General features: G+C 68.6%; 15 protein-coding genes, 1 tRNA gene and 3 pseudogenes. 9 read left to right on the top strand and 10 right to left on the bottom strand.

The window, feature by feature from the left end; all coding sequences use genetic code 11:
- Nucleotides 1–8: 8 nt before the first annotated feature.
- From P1N55_RS16185 to P1N55_RS16170, 4 genes are read right to left on the bottom strand one after another with little or no spacing between them, the layout of a single operon-like run.
- Nucleotides 9–566 (bottom strand): NTP transferase domain-containing protein, encoded by a 558-nt coding sequence (locus P1N55_RS16185; RefSeq protein WP_276278751.1) that lies wholly within the window; start codon nt 564–566, stop codon nt 9–11.
- On the bottom strand, nt 566–1,342 hold the full coding sequence (gene cobS, locus P1N55_RS16180) for an adenosylcobinamide-GDP ribazoletransferase (protein ID WP_276276536.1): 777 nt from the start codon (nt 1,340–1,342) through the stop codon (nt 566–568). Before cobS ends, P1N55_RS16185 begins: the two co-directional genes overlap by 1 nt.
- Nucleotides 1,333–2,250, bottom strand: coding sequence for an adenosylcobinamide-phosphate synthase CbiB (gene cbiB, locus P1N55_RS16175; RefSeq protein WP_276276535.1), 918 nt, complete (start codon nt 2,248–2,250; stop codon nt 1,333–1,335). Before cbiB ends, cobS begins: the two co-directional genes overlap by 10 nt.
- Nucleotides 2,244–2,882 carry an HAD family hydrolase gene (locus P1N55_RS16170; RefSeq protein WP_276276534.1) on the bottom strand — a complete coding sequence of 213 codons (639 nt, stop codon included), beginning with the start codon at nt 2,880–2,882 and terminating at the stop codon, nt 2,244–2,246. The genes cbiB and P1N55_RS16170 overlap by 7 nt, the downstream gene beginning before the upstream one ends.
- A gap of 81 nt (nt 2,883–2,963) precedes the next feature.
- Here P1N55_RS16170 and P1N55_RS16165 point away from each other — a divergent pair.
- A pseudogene (locus P1N55_RS16165) lies at nt 2,964–4,024 on the top strand (succinylglutamate desuccinylase/aspartoacylase family protein).
- Nucleotides 4,025–4,234: 210 nt separating this feature from the next.
- Here the strand turns inward: P1N55_RS16165 and P1N55_RS16160 are convergent.
- Nucleotides 4,235–5,224, bottom strand: a complete 990-nt coding sequence (locus P1N55_RS16160) for an aldo/keto reductase (RefSeq protein ID WP_276276533.1) — start codon at nt 5,222–5,224, stop codon at nt 4,235–4,237.
- A 528-nt stretch (nt 5,225–5,752) separates the two neighbouring features.
- Here P1N55_RS16160 and P1N55_RS16155 point away from each other — a divergent pair.
- Nucleotides 5,753–6,331, top strand: coding sequence for a transglutaminase-like domain-containing protein (locus tag P1N55_RS16155; protein ID WP_276276532.1), 579 nt, complete (start codon nt 5,753–5,755; stop codon nt 6,329–6,331).
- A 336-nt stretch (nt 6,332–6,667) separates the two neighbouring features.
- Here P1N55_RS16155 and P1N55_RS16150 read toward each other — a convergent pair.
- Nucleotides 6,668–6,741 (bottom strand) — tRNA-Tyr (locus P1N55_RS16150).
- Nucleotides 6,742–6,993: 252 nt separating this feature from the next.
- Here P1N55_RS16150 and P1N55_RS16145 point away from each other — a divergent pair.
- The 3 genes and pseudogenes from P1N55_RS16145 to ftsZ all read left to right on the top strand — a co-directional run bounded on the left by P1N55_RS16145 (nt 6,994) and on the right by ftsZ (nt 9,242).
- Entirely contained in the window at nt 6,994–7,593 is a 600-nt protein-coding gene (locus P1N55_RS16145) for a double zinc ribbon domain-containing protein (RefSeq protein WP_276276531.1), read from the top strand.
- 236 nt (nt 7,594–7,829) lie between these two features.
- A pseudogene (locus P1N55_RS16140) lies at nt 7,830–8,010 on the top strand (ribbon-helix-helix domain-containing protein).
- Between the two features lie 2 nt (nt 8,011–8,012).
- On the top strand, nt 8,013–9,242 hold the full coding sequence (gene ftsZ / locus P1N55_RS16135; protein WP_276276530.1) for a cell division protein FtsZ: 1,230 nt from the start codon (nt 8,013–8,015) through the stop codon (nt 9,240–9,242).
- 97 nt (nt 9,243–9,339) lie between these two features.
- On the opposite strand, the gene ncsA is transcribed toward ftsZ, so the two are convergent.
- Complete coding sequence (ncsA, locus tag P1N55_RS16130) at nt 9,340–10,335, bottom strand: tRNA 2-thiolation protein NcsA (protein WP_276276529.1); 996 nt, start codon at nt 10,333–10,335, stop codon at nt 9,340–9,342.
- A 150-nt stretch (nt 10,336–10,485) separates the two neighbouring features.
- Between ncsA and P1N55_RS19820 the strand changes: the two are divergent.
- Nucleotides 10,486–10,906: pseudogene (locus P1N55_RS19820) on the top strand (DUF4442 domain-containing protein).
- Between the two features lie 3 nt (nt 10,907–10,909).
- Here the strand turns inward: P1N55_RS19820 and P1N55_RS16120 are convergent.
- Nucleotides 10,910–11,176 carry a hypothetical protein gene (locus tag P1N55_RS16120; RefSeq protein ID WP_276276527.1) on the bottom strand — a complete coding sequence of 89 codons (267 nt, stop codon included), beginning with the start codon at nt 11,174–11,176 and terminating at the stop codon, nt 10,910–10,912.
- Nucleotides 11,177–11,195: 19 nt separating this feature from the next.
- Nucleotides 11,196–11,555, bottom strand: coding sequence for an alpha/beta fold hydrolase (locus P1N55_RS16115; protein WP_346430041.1), 360 nt, complete (start codon nt 11,553–11,555; stop codon nt 11,196–11,198).
- Nucleotides 11,556–11,700: 145 nt separating this feature from the next.
- Here P1N55_RS16115 and P1N55_RS16110 point away from each other — a divergent pair, with 145 nt between their 5' ends.
- The 3 genes from P1N55_RS16110 to P1N55_RS16100 are packed head-to-tail and all read left to right on the top strand — an operon-like array spanning nt 11,701 to nt 13,316.
- Nucleotides 11,701–12,345, top strand: a complete 645-nt coding sequence (locus tag P1N55_RS16110) for a DUF7095 family protein (RefSeq protein WP_346430040.1) — start codon at nt 11,701–11,703, stop codon at nt 12,343–12,345.
- Between the two features lie 37 nt (nt 12,346–12,382).
- On the top strand, nt 12,383–12,808 hold the full coding sequence (locus P1N55_RS16105) for a CopD family protein (RefSeq protein WP_276276524.1): 426 nt from the start codon (nt 12,383–12,385) through the stop codon (nt 12,806–12,808).
- A complete protein-coding gene (locus tag P1N55_RS16100; protein WP_276276523.1) occupies nt 12,801–13,316 on the top strand; it encodes a hypothetical protein in 516 nt (171 codons plus the stop codon). The genes P1N55_RS16105 and P1N55_RS16100 overlap by 8 nt, the downstream gene beginning before the upstream one ends.
- Here the strand turns inward: P1N55_RS16100 and P1N55_RS16095 are convergent.
- The gene (locus P1N55_RS16095; RefSeq protein ID WP_276278750.1) at nt 13,294–14,040 is read right to left on the bottom strand and encodes a class I SAM-dependent methyltransferase; all 747 of its coding nucleotides are present in this window, start codon (nt 14,038–14,040) and stop codon (nt 13,294–13,296) included. The two genes, P1N55_RS16100 and P1N55_RS16095, sit on opposite strands and share 23 nt — an antisense overlap.
- Nucleotides 14,041–14,052: the final 12 nt, after the last annotated feature.

The raw sequence follows: 14,052 nt of genomic DNA, 5'->3' as shown, positions 1-14,052 counted from the left end.
CCAGGAGCCTAGAGAAGGTTTCGCGACGCGAGCAGGTGCTCGGCCACTTGCGCGTCCCGGCGCGTGTTGACGTTGATCGCCACTCGCAGGTCGTCCGTGCACCACGCGTCGTCGCCCGCGTCGCCGACGACGTTCACGCCGGTCGGTGCGACCTCGCGGCCGCCTCGCTCGAAGGTCGTGTCGTCGCTACCCCCCAGGGCGCGTTTCAGGGCGGCCGGGACGATGACGGTCATCGAGCCGGCGTCGTGGGCCGCCAGCACCCGGTCGAGAATCTCGCCGTCGAGCAGCGGCAGGTCCGCGGCGACGGTGAGCACGGGCGTCGAGAGGCGGTCGTCGGCCAGCGCCGACGACAGGTCGTCGACGTACCCCTCGCCGGGCGTCTCGACGGTCGGGACGTCGACGTGAGCACGCGTCTCGGGCGTCGCTGGCGACGTCGCGGCGTAGACCGCGTCGACGCTGCTCGCCTCGAGCGCGTCCAGCACGCGGTCGACCATCGGCACGCCGTCCACCTCGAACAGGGGTTTCTCGACCGGCGCGTCCAGGCGGGTACCCCGGCCCCCACACATCACCAGGGCGTCCACGCGAGCACCCCCCAGTCGGAAAGCGTCCAGGCGGCCACGGCGGTGTGGAGCGCGACGACGCGGGCGAGTTCGTTTCCCGCGCCGAAGACGTCCCCGCCGACGCCGTCGAGTGTCCGGGCGACCCAGCGTGTCAGGCCGGCGCCGACGACGAGGCCGGCGAGGACGGCGGTGGCCGTCGCGGGCACGACCAGGACGGCGACGGGGAGCGTGACGGCCACCGGTGCCAGGAGGTCACTGGGGCGCGCTCCCTCGAGCACCATCGCCCCGAATCCCTCGTGACTCGGTGTGCCGAGACAGGCGAGCGTGGCCATCGCGACTTTCGCGCCCACCTCGCTGGCGAGGACGAGCGCGACGGCGACGAGCGGCGGGAGCGCGGCCACGGCGAGCGCCCCGAGCGCGAGGGCGAGGAGGACCGACCCGAGCGCGAGGACGGCGCCGACACCGACGGTGGTGTCACGCAGCACCTCGCGCCGCGCTTCGGGGCTGCCGTGGACGACGGCGGCGTCGCCCAGGTCGGCGAGGCCGTCGAAGTGGTTGACGCCGGTCACGAGCACGACGGCCGCGAGGTAGCCGGCGGCGACGACGGGCGCGGGCAGGGCGCCCGCGGCGAGCAGCGGGAGCGCGACGAGGCCGCCGACGACGTACCCCGCCAGCGGGAAGGCCGCCGGCGTCGCGGTGAACGCGTCCCAGGCCGCCTCGCTGTGGCCGACGGGGAGCCGCGAGAGGAAGCCCAGCGCCCCGCGGACGGCGGTCAGAACCACGCGAGCACCCCCGCGACGACGTACGAGAGCAGGCCGGCGAGGCCGACGCGACGGACGGCCCGACGAGCGGTGTCGAGGTCGGGCAGGGCCGCGCCGTCGTTGAGCACGTAGACGTCGGGTTTCTCGAGTCGGACGTCGAGTGCGGCGGCGGCGACGCCCATCGGCCATCCGGAGTTCGGCGACGGGACGCGATCGAGCCACGTCCTGGCGCGGACGAGGGCCAGCGGGTCCGCGAATGCCGCAGCGAGCGCGAGCGCGCTCACGCGAGCGGGGAACCACATCACGGCGTCGTCCAGGCGCGCGGCCGGCGTTCCGACCCGCTTCTCGTGGTAGCCCAGCATCGAGTCCATCGTGTTGACGGCCTTCACCCACGCGGCCGCGCCCGCCGCGACGGGCAGCGCCGGGAGGCCGACCAGCGGTGCCAGCGCGCCCGCGAGGACGAACGCGCCGAGCGACGCGACCAGGCCGTCGGCGAGGTTCTCGGCGGCGCTCTCGACCGCCGCGCTCCGGACGTGGCCCGCAGAGAGGGACCGCGCGTCCCGCCCCGCGAGCGCGAGCAGACCCTCGCGGGCGGCCTCGAGGTCGCGCTCGGAGTCCACGACGACCCGCCAGGCCACCGAGACGAGCATCCGGAGACTCGTCGTCAGGAAGAGGACGGCACCCGCAAGTAGCACGCCGCCGAGCAGCGACACCGACGTGGCGCCCGCGACGAGGAGCGCGACGACGGCCGCGACGGCGAGCGGGAGGACGAGCGCGGCAGCGGCCCCGACGAGCGAGGGACGTCGCCACTCCCGGTCTACCATCCCGACCACGGACCCGAGCCAGGCCACCGGGTGGAGACGGGTCGGCGGTTCCCCGACGACCACCTCGAGGGTCGCCGCCACGAGGACGGCGAGTGCCGTCAGCACAGCGACCCCTCCCGGAGTTGCTCGGCGACGGTCGGGAGTGCCACGTCATCGAGCAGGACCGACTGCGCGCCGACTCGCCCGGCGCCGCCGTCGGTGCGCGCGTCGTCGCCGACGTGGACCAGGGCCGCGAGCGGGACGTCCAGCGCCGCGGCCGTCGTCTCGAATATCTCCGGGTGGGGCTTGCGCCACCCGCAGTCGACGCTGGTCACGACGGTATCGAACCCGCCGGGGACGGCGTCGGCCAGCCCGGCGCGGTCGAGCGTCCGCTCGACGAGGTCGGGGACGCTGCAGTTCGAACAGATGCCCACCGGCCCGCGGTCCGCGGCGGCGCGTAGCGGGGGTCGGGCGCCCTCGCGCACCGCGACTGGTGCGTCGAACGCGGCGAGGACCGCCCCGCGCGCTGTTGCCTCGGTGACGTCGACGCCGCGACTCGCCAGCGCAAGGCGGACGTGCTCGTCGAGCGGTGCCTCCCGGCCGCGGTCGTACTCCCGGTGGGACGTGCGGTACGCGGCTTCCCAGTCCTCGGGGACACGGACATCGTGTTCGGCGAGGGTGTCCGCGACGGCGTGCCAGGGGGCCGCCGGCCGGTCGGCGTCGACGAGCGTCCCGAAGAGGTCGAACGAGACTGCCACGTCCGTGTGAACCCCGCAAGCGTACTTCAACGGTGTGGTCGGTCCAGTACCGATTTACCCTGTCCCGCCGTCGGTGCGGCCATGACAGCCCCGTTCCGCTACGGCGGCGAGGTGGCCCCTGGCGAACAGCGACACGTCCGCTACGAAGTGGGCGAGACGTACCTGGGGGACCCGATCGAGATCCCGGTGACGATCGTCAACGGCGAGCGCGACGGCCCGACCGTCGGACTGACGGCGGCGCTCCACGGGGACGAGCTCAACGGCGTGAAGGTCATCCAGGAGGTGGCCGACCGCTACGACCCCGCGGACGTCCACGGGACGCTCCTCTGTCTGCACGTCCTGAACGTCCCCGGCTACCTCGCACAGACCCGTGACATCCCCATCTACGACCAGGACCTGAACCGCGCGTTCCCGGGCAAGCCTCGGAGCAACACGGCCGAGCGCATGGCCAACCGCATCTACGAGACGTTCATCGACCAGTGTGACCTGGTGCTCGACTTCCACACCTCGACCCGCAACCGGACGACGATGTACCACACGCGAGCGGATATGACGAACCCGGCCGTCGAGCGACTCGCGCGGTCGTTCGGCGCGAATGTCGTCATCTCCGGCGCGGGGGACGCGGGGTCGCTCCGGCGGACGGCGACGGAGAACGACATCGCGGCGGTCACCGTCGAGATGGGGAAGGCCCACCGGTTCCAGCCGACGCTCATCGAGCGCGCGCTGGCCGGCGTCAGGAGCGTCTTCGCCGAGTACGGGATCGATCCGTCGGCGACCGTCGACTGGCCGGGCTGGTTCCGCGCCGTTCCCGCCGACCAGGGCGACAAGACGTGGCTCCGTGCCGACACCGGCGGCCTCGTCGAGATGAAGTGGGGACCGTACCCGCTGGTCCGCGAGGGCGAGACCATCTGTACCGTCACCGACCACTTCAAACACCAGGAGCGAATCGTCGAAGCCCCCTTCACCGGCATCCTCGTCGGTGTGCTGGAGAACCCGGTTGCCCAGCCGGGTCACTCTGTCACCTGGTCCGCATCGACGACGCGACGCGCGACGAGATCGAGGCCGAGATAGACCGCGGCGAGTTCGACGGGTACCGACAGCGCGGGCTCCGCTGGCGCGGCGAACGGTCCGAGCTCGACTGACCGACTCGTCATCCACTATTTCTGATAGGAGGAGATAGCGGAACTACCAGATTACGTATACGTAGATTCGCTCTAACAGTCAGGATCGTTACCCAAACCGACGGACATGAGACTGATAATATACTGGAGAGTTTTATCTGTTGTTACTAATGGGTTTGTCAAGGACCTCGACAGCAGTGGTACGTATACCGATACGTTCGACCCTGGGTCTCACCAGCGATGGTGGACAGCGTCGTGGACGTGTTCCTCGTAGATGTCGCGCACCGCGCCGTGAGTCTGGTGGGACAGCGGCGGGAGGTCGCTGGCGGCCGCGTTGGCCTCGATGTGTGCCGGCGTCGTCGACCCGGGGATGACCGTCGAGACGGCGTCGTAGTCGAGAATCCAGCGCAGCGCCATCTGGGCCATCGTCATCCCCTCGGGGACGTGTTCGCGGAGGTCCTCGACGGCGTCGAAGCCGGCCTCGACCGGGAGGCCCGCGAAGGTCTCGCCGCGGTCGAAGGCCTCGCCCTCGATGTTGTAGTTGCGGTGGTCGCTCTCGGGGAAGGTCGTGTCCCGCGAGAGCTCGCCCGTAAGCAGCCCGGAGGCCAGCGGCACGCGGACGATGACGCCGACGTCGCGCCGGGCAGCCTCCTCGAAGAACAGTTCCGCGGGTCGCTGGCGGAACATGTTGAAGATTAGCTGGACCGTCTCGACGCCGGGGTACTCGATGGCCTTCAGCGCCTGCTCGACGCGCTCGACGCTGACGCCGTAGTGGGAGACTGCCCCCTCGTCGGCCAGTCGGGCGAGCGCGTCGAACGTCGACGGCTGATAGTACGCGTCGCTGGGCGGACAGTGCAGCTGGAGGAGATCCAGCGTCTCGGTACCCAGATACTCCCGCGAACGGTCGACGAACGCCGAGAGGTGCTCGTAGTCGTACCGGTCGGCGGTGTGGGGATCCAGGCGACGGCCGGCCTTCGTCGCGACGGTCACCTCGTCGCGCACGCCGCGTTCGTCCAGCACCTCGCCGATGCGCTGCTCGCTGAACCCGTCGCCGTAGACGTCCGCGGTGTCGACGAAGTCGATGCCGGCGTCGAGGGCCGCCCGAACGGCCTCGCGCCCCGCTTCCTCGTCGACGTCGCCCCAGTCGCCGCCCATGTTCCAGGTGCCGAATCCGACCTCCGTCACGTCGATGCCAGTCGAACCGAGTGGCCGTCTGCCCATACAGAGCAAAGCGGCGCGAGGTACTTGTGTCTGACCGACGCGACCAGTCGAAAAATGAGGCGAACGCCCGATAGCGTGAGGGTGTGGACGTGCCAGTGGACGTCGAGGGGTTATTCGACCCATTTGGCCCGGCGGACGTCGTACGCGCCACAGACCGGACACGAGTGATAGAGCACATCGAACGACTCCTCGCAGTTCAGACAGATGTACGGTCCCCGTGTGTCTGCCCCGAGGTGGGATTCAGGTTTGTTCTTGTCAAATAGTCCCATCGACGACCACGTCGTACGTACGGCAGACATCGATAAAAAGCGGGCGGATAGTTCACGTCATTTCACCCGCCGCCGTCGTGCGGTTTTCGCGCCGGCGGTCGGAAGTCCCGTTCGGCCGCTCGGCGAGGTGCGATCTGGGGACCTCCCACACGGTGGGGACCGGCCGTCGGACAGCGAGGGAGAGGTGCCCCGTCAGGTCAGTTCCGGAGAACGTCGGACGCAATTACTAATAGCAGCACTCCACACAGGTGATTTTGGGATGAGTCTCGCAGAGAAAGTCGACGCGATGGCGGTCCGTACGACGGCGGCCGATATCGTCAGCGACCAGCCGTCGGCCAGCGGGGGCACGTTCCACTATCACCAGGTCGCAGAACTGCACAGGTACGTCAACGAGAACATCACCTACGTCCCGGACCCGTCATCCACCAACTACGTTGCGCCGCCGAGTGAGACGCTGGAGACGGGGGCGGGAGATTGTGATTGCCAGGCCGTCCTGGTCGCTTCGCTGTGTGAAGCCATCGGAGCGACAACGAGACTCGCTCGGTGCCAATCCGTCGACGGCGACTGGCACCTCCTCCCGGAGATCTATCTCGCCGATTCAGCAAACGGCGAGACCGCCGATATCGCCGGTTCACTTACCGACTACTACGCATCGTATGGGTACGGGTACGACACGTTCTACTACGATGCTGGCGACAACCGAATCTGGTATCCAGCCGATACGGCGATGGGACGATACGTGGGCGACATTCACCAGCTTTCTGACAACGGGTACGTTCACGGACCAGAATCAGACGGGTCGTGGACGTGGAGTACCGTCGAGTACTACTATCCCTGACTGTGCGAGCGAAGCAGGGATGTGTCCGTGATCGGATGGTTCGCGACGGCGGCCCGCAGCGATCACCGAGCGCCGGCAGACGTATTCGCTCTCCCCGATTTGAACGCCGGAAGACGCGCTCGCTCCGCTCGCCGCTGCGACTCTCGTGTTCAAATCGACTCGAGAGCGACTACTCACTGCTCACGTCGTTCGCAGGAAGAGTCCATCCTCCCCGATTTGAACACCGAAAGACGTGCTCGCTCCGCTGTGCGCGCCTTCCGAGCCCTCGTTCGCTGCGCTCACGAGGACGGAAGACAAGTCGATCTACGGTCGGTCACGTATCGACCGAAAACCAAGTCCGCCCTCCCCGATTTGAACGGGGGACAAGTCGATCTACAGTCGACTGCTCTACCAGTCTGAGCTAAGGGCGGTCTACACCCGAACGTAGCCCGCCGTCCGGACTTAAGGATTGTTATTCGGTAGACGTGCGACGGACGATACCACGGCGAGTTCTGAAAACCTGGCGGCGATGGTCCGCACCCGCGGCGGCGCACGTGTGACGTTCGCCCCGAGCGGCATTGAGGTGACCCGTACTAGTCAAGCATCCAACCAGTTTGACAGACGGACGTCAGACATCGCGGGAAGATTAAAATAGTCGGCCGACATCGTGTCTGACGAGTCGGATGAGCAAGATCACGTTCCGGGCCGACGACGCCCTCATCTCGCAGCTCGAGGAGTACGACGCCTCGAAGAGCGAGGTCATGCGTGAGGCACTCAGAGCGTACCTCGGGGAGCAGGAGGACTCGAGCGTACAACGTGAGAGCCCCCAGGGGTCGGTGACCGACACCGAGTCCATCGACGAGCTCATCGCGGACCGCGTCGATCGCATCATCGCCGAGCGCCTGGACGACGCCATCCCGCGCCGGGATCCCCAGGACGTCAACGTAAACATCAGGTTAGCGGGCGATTCAGCGGTGAACACGGCCAAATCGGATGCGGCGCAGTCGGACGTGTCTAACGACCCTGCGGCGGGCGTATCACACGACGACGAGGCCCGTAAGACAGAGCCCGAGGCGCGGGATCGCGCGGAGCCAACGGCGCGTAAAACGTGTGCACAGTGTGGTGAGGATGTCGCGTCGTCGCACGTCTACTGTCCGAATTGCGGGGAGAAGGCGTCCCGGCGCGTGTTCTGCGACTGCGGCGACGAGCTCCGGTCGGACTGGGGCTTTTGTCCGAGCTGTGGTCGTCGAACACCGGCTGCAGACGTGCTCGACCAGACCTGATTACGGCGTTTACGCGCCACACAGGCCGTAAGACTGCGTTCCCGGGTGTGTGTATGACACCCACCGTAAGTTTTAATATATAATGGTCTGTTGTTTCGTCTGCGTAAGACGGCTGTCTTACACAGCGGGCGTCGTGGGGGTGTGACCCCCGCAGTCGGGCGGGTTCGCTGTGTAAACGAACGGGCGGGGCGAGAATCGACCCGGTCGGACCGTCTTACCCAAAGGGAACAAAAAATATGGAGCGTGTGACACTACGGATTCCGAAACAGCAGATCGAAGAGGTCGAACAGATGGTCGAGACGGGAGTACCCCAACCGGAGTGAGGCCATCCGTTCGGCAGTCCGGGAGATGCTCGCAGAGCAGGAGAGCTCCGAGCGGTCCTCCGAGAAACGCAAGCGGACCTGGGCGAGGGTGTAACGATGCAGGACATCGTCAACGAAGCCCTCGAACGCGACGAGCAGGAGCAAAAGCAGCTGTCGGACGAGGACGTCGACGGGTTCGGAGACCCGCGCATCGTCATCGTCGGGTGTGGTGGGGCCGGGAACAACACCGTCAACCGGCTCTACAACATCGGCGTCGAAGGCGCCGACACGGTCGCCATCAACACGGACAAACAGCACCTCAAGATGATCGAGGCCGACACGAAGATTCTGGTCGGCAAGTCCCTGACCAACGGGCTCGGCGCCGGCGGCGACCCGTCGATGGGCGAGCGCGCAACCGAGATGGCACAGGGGACGATCAAGGAAGTGCTTGGCGACGCGGACCTGGTCTTCGTCACCGCCGGCATGGGCGGCGGGACCGGGACCGGTGCAGCCCCCGTTGTCTCGAAGATCGCCAAGGAGCAGGGCGCCATCGTCGTCGGCATGGTGTCGACGCCGTTCAACGTCGAGCGCGCACGGACGGTCAAGGCCGAGGAGGGCCTGGAGAAGCTGCGCAACGAGGCCGACTCCATCATCGTGCTGGACAACAACCGCCTGCTCGACTACGTCCCGAACCTGCCGATCGGCAAGGCCTTCTCCGTGATGGATCAGATCATCGCCGAGACGGTCAAGGGCATCTCGGAGACCATCACCCAGCCGAGCCTCATCAACTTAGACTACGCCGACATGACATCCATCATGAACCAGGGCGGGGTCGCGGTGATGCTGGTCGGCGAGACGCAGGACAAGAACAAGACCCAGGAAGTGGTCAAGGACGCGATGAACCACCCGCTGCTGGACGTCGACTACCGCGGTGCGTCCGGCGGGCTGGTCCACATCACCGGCGGCCCCGACCTCACGCTGAAGGAGGCCGAGGGCATCGCCCAGAACATCACCGAGCGCTTAGAAGCCTCGGCGAACGTCATCTGGGGCGCCCGCATCCAGGAGGAGTACAAGGGCAAGGTCCGCGTCATGGCCATCATGACCGGCGTCCAGTCCGCACAGGTCCTGGGTCCGACGACCCAGAAGCAGGCCAACAAGTCACGCCAGGCCATCCAGGAGGTCGGTGACGACGCCTCCTTCGACGCCTCCGAGAACGTCGAGTCGTTCAGCGGTGGCAGCGCCGGGCGCTCGAACGGCGGGCGCAACACGGGCTACGGCGAGACGGACGGCGGGCAGGACCCCGTCGAGAAGAACAACGGCCTCGACGTCATCCGGACGAACAAGTAACGACGCCCCGCGGTCGGGAGTCGTCTGCCGCCTTCTGCGTTCGATGCACCGCCGAGCGGTCGCTGTGTGACACGCCGTCGGTCTGTCTGACGAGGAGTCAGACCGCCTCGAGCGCCTCCAGCAGGTTGCACTTTCGACACAGGTCGCGGGCGGTCGGCGCGCCACAGCGGTCGCAGTCACCGAAGTCGACGTCGGCGTCGGCACCGCCGTAGGCGTCCGCGGCGAGGGCGGCGAGTTTCTCGTAGCCGGCCATGATGGAGTGGCGCGTCCCGGGATGGTTCTGTTCTAAGTCGAGCATGAGCGACTGGATCTCGCCCCGATAGGCCTCGTCGGCGTGGGGACACTCGGTGATGTGGGCGGGCAGGCCTCGGAAGCGCGCGTAGAGCGCGACCTCCTTCTCGGGGACGTCCCGCAGGGGTTTGCCCCGCGGGATGTGGTGGTCCTGGGCCTCGCGGGCACGGTCGGCCGGCGCGTCGCCGCCGGCCTCGAACGGGCCCAGCGAGGCGTCGAAGTGCTGGGCCATCTGGGTCACGTCACCTTCGAGGAAGTTCATCAGCGCCGTCTCGGCCTCGTCGTCCAAGTTGTGCCCGGTCAGCAGTTTGTCGGCGTCGAGTTCCTCGGCGTAGCGCGACAGCAGGTCACGACGGAAGACGCCACAGTACGCACAGGCGGCCATCCCCTCGGGATCCTCCTCGACGACGTCGTCCATCTCGACGCCGAACTCCTCGCTGTAGGAGACGACCTCGTGACGGATACCCAGGTCGGCGGTCAGCTCCTCGCAGGCCTCGAGGCTCCGGTCCCGGTAGCCCTCGATGCCCTCGTGGATCGAGAGTGCGACGAGTTCGATGCGGGGGTCCTGCTCGAAGATATCGTGGAGAATCTCGGTGAGGACGACGCTGTCCTTGCCCCCCGAGAGTCCGATGACCCACGTGTCGGGGTTCTCGGGCGTCGCGTCGTCGGGAACCAGCCCGTCCTCGCGGATGCGCCGACGCACACGCTTCTCGACAGCGCGACAGAGATGCTCCTCACAGAGGTGCAGGCCCGAGTAGGCCGCGTGCATCACGGCGCTCTCGCCGCACTTGTCACAGTCCATTGGCGGGAGATTGCGGACCGAGGTGCCTGAGCGTTTCGTCTCGAAACGGCCGGTGGGTTGTCCCCCGAGAGAAAGTCCGATACTTCCGGCACCCCGTCGGAAGGTACGGGCGAATCGCTGCGGACGCGGCGCTAGTGGCTCGCGTTCAACCTGTACCCCCCCTACCGGCGCAGCGGCGGGTGGATGACCCACATCGAAGACGACTGGTCGGAGCTGCGCCTGCGGGTGCCGCTGAACTGGCGGACCCGGAACGTCGTCGGTACCATCTTCGGGCAGCCTCTAGGCCGCCGTCGACCCGATGTACATGATGCAGTTGCTCAAACGGCTGCCCGACGGCTACGTCGTCTGGGACAAGGCCGCCGAGATCAGGTTCAGGCGCCCGACGACCGAGACCGTCTACGCGACCTTCGAGATGCCCGACGAGGAGGTCGCCGCCGTCCAGTCGGCGCTGGCGTCGACGGACTCGGTCGACCGCGAGTACACCGTCGACCTGGTCGGGGAGGACAGCGAGGTGTGCGCCACCGTCGAGAAGACGGTCCACGTGAGCACCGACGAGGACAAGCGCGTCTGACCGTCAGACGGCGTCGGGCCCGGCTTCGAGCGCCGCGAGCACCGTGTCGGTGTGTCTTTCACGCGCACTCGAGGAGAACAGTTCGTGGCCGCCGTCGTACAGTCGGACGCGGTCGGCGGGCAGTCGCTCGCCGATGGCCCGCGGGTCGACGATCTGGTCGGTGAGCGTGCAGAATGCGACTTCCTGCTCACGGGCTGGCGGGAGCGTTTCGTGTGCGTCCGCGATGGTCCGGACGAACGCCGGCGAGTACGCTCGCGGACCGTCCCGCAACTGGGCCTCGGTCGCGAGGTCACCGATGTCGTCGGGGTCGCCGAGGCCGGTCGGGAGGATCGGTTTCGAGACGGGGATGCGTGCGACGAGTTCGAGAAAGCTGCTCCGGGAGCGGCGGGTCGGTCCCCCACCAGGGGCTCAGGTAGACGCGGTTCGTGATGCCCGGGGCGTCGAGGTGGGCGGTGGTCAGTCCGCCGGCGCTGTGAGCCAGCACGGGAAACGAGTCCAGGTCGGCGTCCGCGAGGTACCGTTCGATCGGGGTGGCCCACTCGCGGCGGAAGTCAGTGATGTGGGTCGGCAACTCGACGGCGTGGATGCGGTAGCGCTCGGCGACCCGGTCGACGAGCCACTGGACGTTCTCGTGACGACAGCGGTTCAGCCCAGCACCAGGAGGCAGTCCGCGTCGGCGCCGTCGTCGTAGACTCGGACCTTCATTGCCGGCCGTAGCGGCGCGAGTGGCAAAAACACACCGTGCCGGAGAGTCAGCGTTTTGCCCGCGGGGCCGTTACGGACTGGCGATGAGCATGGACCGTGCGGCGGCCGTCGAGCGCGTCGAGGAGATCGTGGCGACCGTCGAGGAAGCGACGATGCCGGTCCCGGTGCGCGAGGTGTGGGTCTACGGCGACGTGGCGCTGGGCTTAGACCCCATCGAGCGCCTGGACGTCTACGTCACCAAGGACATCCTGTTCCGGGACGCCCCCGAGCGCGCCGACGAGTTCGCGGCCAGTCACGGCGTCGACGGCGTCGGCAAGACGGTTCGGGCCGAGTGGGCCGACGAGTTCCCCGAGTACCTGCGGGCGAACGCCAACGGCCACGCCGCGCCCGAGAAGTGCCTGGCGGCCCACTTGCTCCCCGACGACGAGCCCGTCCACCTGGAGGTGTGTAACGCCTCCTTCGACGACAACGTCACTCAGCGCCTGAAGGGCGCGATGGCCCGCGAGGACTACGAGCAGATTCTCGACCCGCGGGGCGCGTGTCTGTGGGTCGACGGGCAACGCTCCCCGGAGGCCTTCCAGAAGTTGCGCGACGGCGAGTTCGTCTTCCCGACGCTCTCGGGCGCGCTGGAGATGCTGGGCATGGACCCAGAGGAGGCCAGCGAGGCCGCCGACGCCGTCCGCGCCTCCCGCGAGCACCAGGAGGGGGCGACGGTGCGTGGCGACGTCGTGTAGGCCGACACTTTTGGGCCGGCGTGCGTAGTATCGGGTCATGGCTCCCCTGTCCCTCGCGGTGCGAACCCTCCACGTCCTGACGATGGCGGTGCTGGTCGGCGGGACGCTCGCGGTGTGGTACGGCTACCGAACCGAGGCGGTCACCGACCTGTCCCTCGCGCGGCGCTACGAGTGGGGCTTCTGGGCCGCGCTGGGTGTCCTCGTCGTCACCGGCGTCGGGAACCTCGGCGCCGTCGGCGCCCCCGGGCCGGCGACCGCCTGGGGTCGGACCTTCCTGGTGAAGCTGGTCCTCGTCCTCGCCGTCGTCGTCGGCTCTGCCGTCCGGACGCTCGCGGTCGTTCACGTCACCGATGACCCGTCGGCAGGCGCCGTGCAGAGTCCCGTCGTCGGACGGCTGTACGGCGCGACGACCGTCGCGCTCGTCGCCGTCGTCGTCCTCGCGGAGGTGCTGGCCCATGGCTGAGTGGCCCCCCGGCGGCGACTGGACGCTGACCGCGTGGGCGCTCGCGACGGTCGACGTGACGCTGTTCGTGTCGCTCGCCGTCCTCGTCGCCCACGCCAGCGGCGCCCTCGGCGACCTGCTCGCCGGACTGAACACCGTGCTCGGTATCGCCATCTTCGCGTACCTCTGGGTGCTCGTGGGCCTCGCCGTCCGGTGGGTGCTCGCGGGGGCGTCGCTCGGCGAGGCACAGATGCGGGTGCTCGCGCTCCGGGGAGTCGCCGCAGGGGCCGCCACCGGCGTCGCGTTCCTGCTCGGGGTCGTGGGCGTCGCGGTCGTCCCGCGGGTCTTCACCACCACGCTGGAACCGCTGTCGGCCGCGCTCATCACCCTGTTCGGTGTCGTCCTGGCCGCGCCGATCGGCGCACTCCTGGGGCTCGCGTTCGGCCTGCTCGACGTGGGGCTCTCCCGGCTGGCCGGTGCCGTCGCCCCGGGTCGGGGCGAGTCGGCTACGGGACCCGACCGACGGTGACGAAGAAGGGCGTGGTCTCCCGGCGCTCGTACTCGCCGGCCTGCATCTGGGCGACGACGTCCCGGCCCATCTCGCGCCACTGCTCGCGCAGGGCGTCGTACTCCGCCGGCGTCGTCCCGCCCTCGAGGATGGTCTCGCGGTCGGCCGCCAGTCCCTCCCCGGTGGCCTTGCGCCGGGCGGCCCGCACCGCCGTCTCGTCGTACGGTGGTTCCACGGCCCGGCGCTGGTCGTAGCGGCGCGTCGAGACGACCTCGAGTCCAGCGGCCTCGAAGACGTCGGCCGTGTCCGCGCCCAGTGTCACGTCGGTCCGGACGCCGTCGAGAAAATACTCGCGGGCCCGGCGGGCCAGGAGGGGCTCGCTGTCGACGGTCGACTCGACGGAGACGGCGGCGTTGTTCGGTTCGACGGCCGCCACCCGGTCGCTGGCGACGCGGGCGAACTCCCGGACCGCCGCCTCGGGGTCGGGCAGGTTGATCAGCAGCGCCTGACAGACCACCAGGTCGACGGCGTCGTCGGCGAACGGGAGGCGGGTCGCGTCCCCGCGGACGACCGGCTGGCCGACCCGTTCCAGCAGGCCCGCGTCGGCGTCGAGGCCGACGACGGTCCCGCCGGTCTCCTCGCGCAACACCCGCGTGAGTTCGCCGGTGCCACAGCCGACGTCGAGCACCCGCTCGCAGTCGGCCAGGCGGAGGTCGACAAGCGCCTCGCGGGAGTCGGCCCACATCCCCGTCCGCGT

This window comes from Haloarcula regularis, assembly GCF_029338315.1.
Lineage (GTDB): Archaea > Halobacteriota > Halobacteria > Halobacteriales > Haloarculaceae > Haloarcula > Haloarcula regularis.
This window is presented reverse-complemented; position numbering and strand designations above follow the sequence as displayed.

What these genes read in the sequence shown, in the direction of transcription:
- P1N55_RS16185 (WP_276278751.1), bottom strand. Translation starts at nt 566, where the DNA reads ATGTGTGGGGGCCGGGGTACCCGCCTGGACGCGCCGGTCGAGAAACCC.
- P1N55_RS16160 (WP_276276533.1), bottom strand. Translation starts at nt 5,224, where the DNA reads ATGGGCAGACGGCCACTCGGTTCGACTGGCATCGACGTGACGGAGGTC.
- P1N55_RS16155 (WP_276276532.1), top strand. Translation starts at nt 5,753, where the DNA reads ATGAGTCTCGCAGAGAAAGTCGACGCGATGGCGGTCCGTACGACGGCG.
- P1N55_RS16145 (WP_276276531.1), top strand. Translation starts at nt 6,994, where the DNA reads ATGAGCAAGATCACGTTCCGGGCCGACGACGCCCTCATCTCGCAGCTC.
- ftsZ (WP_276276530.1), top strand. Translation starts at nt 8,013, where the DNA reads ATGCAGGACATCGTCAACGAAGCCCTCGAACGCGACGAGCAGGAGCAA.
- ncsA (WP_276276529.1), bottom strand. Translation starts at nt 10,335, where the DNA reads ATGGACTGTGACAAGTGCGGCGAGAGCGCCGTGATGCACGCGGCCTAC.
- P1N55_RS16110 (WP_346430040.1), top strand. Translation starts at nt 11,701, where the DNA reads ATGGACCGTGCGGCGGCCGTCGAGCGCGTCGAGGAGATCGTGGCGACC.
- P1N55_RS16105 (WP_276276524.1), top strand. Translation starts at nt 12,383, where the DNA reads ATGGCTCCCCTGTCCCTCGCGGTGCGAACCCTCCACGTCCTGACGATG.
- P1N55_RS16100 (WP_276276523.1), top strand. Translation starts at nt 12,801, where the DNA reads ATGGCTGAGTGGCCCCCCGGCGGCGACTGGACGCTGACCGCGTGGGCG.
- P1N55_RS16095 (WP_276278750.1), bottom strand. Translation starts at nt 14,040, where the DNA reads ATGTGGGCCGACTCCCGCGAGGCGCTTGTCGACCTCCGCCTGGCCGAC.